General features: G+C 64.4%; 1 protein-coding gene. It reads right to left on the bottom strand.

The annotated features are described in order from the left end of the window. A partial coding sequence (locus H7U20_RS02150; protein WP_233410448.1) for a LysM peptidoglycan-binding domain-containing protein occupies nucleotides 1-3,470 on the bottom strand: 3,470 nt, incomplete at its 3' end. Between the last annotated feature and the right edge of the window lie 154 nt (nucleotides 3,471-3,624).

Genomic DNA, 3,624 nt, shown 5'->3' on the forward strand with positions numbered 1-3,624 from the left:
TCGTTGGGATGGATAAGTGTACTCAAAACGTGCCGTGCCTTGAAGAGGGGCCAGCTACGGAAAGGTGCATAATCACACGAATCTAAACAGCTACTGACAGGCACACCATCCGTTGCATGAGTCAATTGAATAATTTGGCGACCAACTGGTAGCGAAGTGTTCTGCAGCGGATCCACTCCGAGGTATGGATAATCACCTTGGAACTTCGCTGACTCTGCTGCAGCATCAAATTTTAACGCTTTGATTGCCGCACCTTCGGCCAGACGCTCTATCTTCGCTTTAAACGGCAATGCCGCTTCCAAACCTGTCACTAACTGATCCTGCAGCGGCATATTGCCGAACGCATTGATAAGTGAGCGGCCAGTCTGAAGAGGACGGGCTGCTGCATTGACCATGCTGGGCACCATCGTGTCGCTGGTCAGCAGACGTGACAAGCCAATAACAGCATTCACGGTGTCACTCGCAATTTTCCGAACGCCATATGTCGACGCTGCAAAAATTCGAGCGCCAGTCGATGAGCCAGCAGCGCTCGCTATGTCATCCATCTGATTAAAGTAGCCGCTTACGCCATCTTGCGCATATCTCAGATAGTCATCAGCACCCGGACGTGGCGTATGACGAGTGATCTGTGAAGTGCCGTCGGACAGCGTTGCATATGACTGATAATCATTGGTGCCGCCGGAGGAAATGATGCTTTGCTCAGACTGAGCGATAAATTGCGGCAACCGAACCACGGGATTCACTCCCGCTTGTGCGCCTGCAGCATTTGCTGCGGTAGCTTGCTCGGCAAGGAGTCCAGCCGCTTCTTCAGCGCGGCTTTGCTTGTCCAGCCAGCTAGCAACTGGATTGGCAGCGATTCGTGTCTCGTGGTCGTCAGCAAAGCTCCTTGCCAGAGCCTGTTCCTGTTGACTGCCTCCGGAACTCACGCCGGCCAAGCTTTGCCCCAGCGCATTGCCGAAAGCGTCTGCATCACTCCGACTGGCATTATACGCGCGCTGCTGCGCCAAGCCACCGGCGAGACCGCCGCCAAGCGCGCCGATGCCGATCCCGATCCAGTCCTGCTTCCCGGGGATCAGCAAATCGGTTGTCAGGCTGCCGGCCAGCCCGGCCAAGCCGCCACGGACGAAGCCCATGCCGAATTGCTCGGTTGCACCGTCGCGCGCCCAGGCGCCCCCGAAATCGCCCTCCCCCACGCCCGACTGCACCCCGGCGCTCACCGCCGCCCTCGCCACGCCGGCCCAACTGAAGGTCTGCTGCATGCCGGTCATCACTTGGATACCCTGGGTGACAACGCTGCTGGCGGCCGCACTCACGAACGCGTTCGACGTCACGGCGTTGAAACCGGCCCCCACCGCGCCGCCCACCGCCGCCATGGCGACGCCCTTCCAGTCGAGCTTGTCCTGCACCCCGGCCGCCACCGCCACGACCTGGGACGCCACGCTCGCCACCGCGCCCGTCATCGCGCCCGCCAGCATCAAGCCGGGCGTGCTGGCGGTCAGCGCCGTCGCGCCGCCACCGACCAGGCCGGAGGCCGCCGTCAACGCGTAGGGGGCGACGATGGCGGCGACCACCACCGCCACCACCACGATGATCAGCATGATGCAGTTCGGCTTGTCGGGCGGCGGCGGCGGCAGGTTCGGCGCCGTGCTGCCGACCAGCTTGCCCAGGTCGAAGTCGAGCTTGTTGCTGTTCGCCGTCGCGGCCGGCGCCACCACGGCCTGACCCGCCACCAGCGCGCTGTCGAAGTCCAGGCCGTTGGCGTCCGCCAGGCGATACCAGGCGTCGGCACTGCCGTAGACGCGCGCGGCGATGCTTTGCAGGGTGTCGCCCTGGGCCGCCACGACCACCTGGCCGGTGCCGGCGTTGGCGCCCGGCGCCACCACCAGGTCCCCGCCGGGGGTCACCAGGCTCTGGTAGGCGTCGTCGTTGTAGGCCTTCCAGAAGGCCCGCTCCTGCTCCTTTTCCAGATTGTCGAACTTCCCGTAGGTGGTGCTGAAGCGCAGTTGCAGCTCGCCGTTGGCCACGATCTGGCGCTGCTCGGCGGTCGGCGAATGGTGGCTTTCTTCGCGGCTGAGCAGGATATTGCCCTCCGCGTCCATGACGAACAATTTGTTGGACCTGCCGCTGGCCGGAGCCGCTCCATCGGTGCTGTAGTTCACGCCGATCAGGAAGCCGTTGGCGTCGTAGGCGTCGGTGCTGGTCGCGTACGAACCCGCCTTGCCGGCCATCTTCCCGCCCAGTAGCGTCATGCGGCCGGTCGAGGACGATTGCACCACCGCTTTCGTCAAGGTCCGGTAGCTATTCACATAATCGTTGCGCACGTGCTCGCCCGCCATCGACTCGGTGTGGTAGCGCAGCACATGGCCGGCCGCGTCGAACTGTTCGTTGACCAGCAGCGACCTGACGGCGCCGTTGTCCTGCAAGGCCTGGTCGACCACCAGGCGGCCCTGCGCGTCGTACGCCTTCAGGTGGCGCTCGTAGGCGGAACCGGCGCTGGCCAGGCGGAACTGGTCGAGGTAGGTGTTCTGGTCGCGGTAGTCCTGCAAGTCCGACTGGTAGACCCCCATCGCCACGGTATACGCCAGCAAATCCTTGTCGAACTGGGCCTTTTGCGTTTTGTACCGGTCGAGCACGTACTGGCTGCTTCCGGCCGCCGGCAGCGGCGGTTCCTGCGGCCGGCTCGGTTCGACCGGCAACGGCATGCCGGACGTGATGGGCGGGGCGTCCTCCGACGCCACCGCGTCGGCCACCACGCGTCCGGCGGCGTCGTAGCTGGTGGTGAAGGCCAGAACGCCGTTGACGCTGGTGCCAACCACCCGATTCATGGCGTCGTAGCCGAACTGCGTGTTGCGCCCGCCCGCCACCGTGTTGGCCAGGTTGCCCGCGCTGTCGTACACGTGGCGCAGCGTCTGCGCCCCGACCGTGCCTTGCGCATCGAGCGCGCCGGAGACCACCATCCGGTTCAGTGCGTCGTACAGGAAATAGCCGGTCTGGTTGCGCTCGCCACCCTTGCCGGCCGCCTGCGAGGCGAACCGGCTGCGGTTGCCGAAGCCGTCGTACTGGTAGCCGATGCTCTGCGCGCCCTGTCCGATGTCGGCCATGCCCACGCCCACCAGGCGGTGCAGCGCGTCGTAGGTTTGCCGGTTGTCGGCGAACAGTTTGCCCCCCTGCGCGGTCCGTTCGCGCACGCGGTTCCCGGCGAAATCGTAGGCGTAGGCGGTCTCCCGGACGAGGGCCTGGTAACCGTTCACGGCCGTGGTGGTGTCGACTATGCTGACCAGCTGGCCCGCCCGGTCGTACGTGTAGCTGACCACCTGGCCCTTGGCCGGCTGGCTGGCGCTACGCAATTGCCCGGCTCTGTCGTAGCCGCAGGTCGTCACCGAACCGTCGTAACCGGTCATGCTCTGGACCCGGCCGTAGCTATCGTAAGTCCAGCTGGCCTGGTTGCCGTCGGCGTCGGTCGCCGTCAACTGCCGTCCGGCGGCGTCCCACGTGGCCGACGTGGGCGCGCTGCCGGGTGTGTCGGTCAAGTAAAGTGGACCCGTCAGTCAAGACACTCTGCCAGTTAATTTAAGCTGTGCCCATTTCCACTTCATCAGCTGCTCGGCGCTGTCCCGTACTACT

The organism is Rugamonas violacea, assembly GCF_016461825.1.
Lineage (GTDB): Bacteria > Pseudomonadota > Gammaproteobacteria > Burkholderiales > Burkholderiaceae_D > Rugamonas.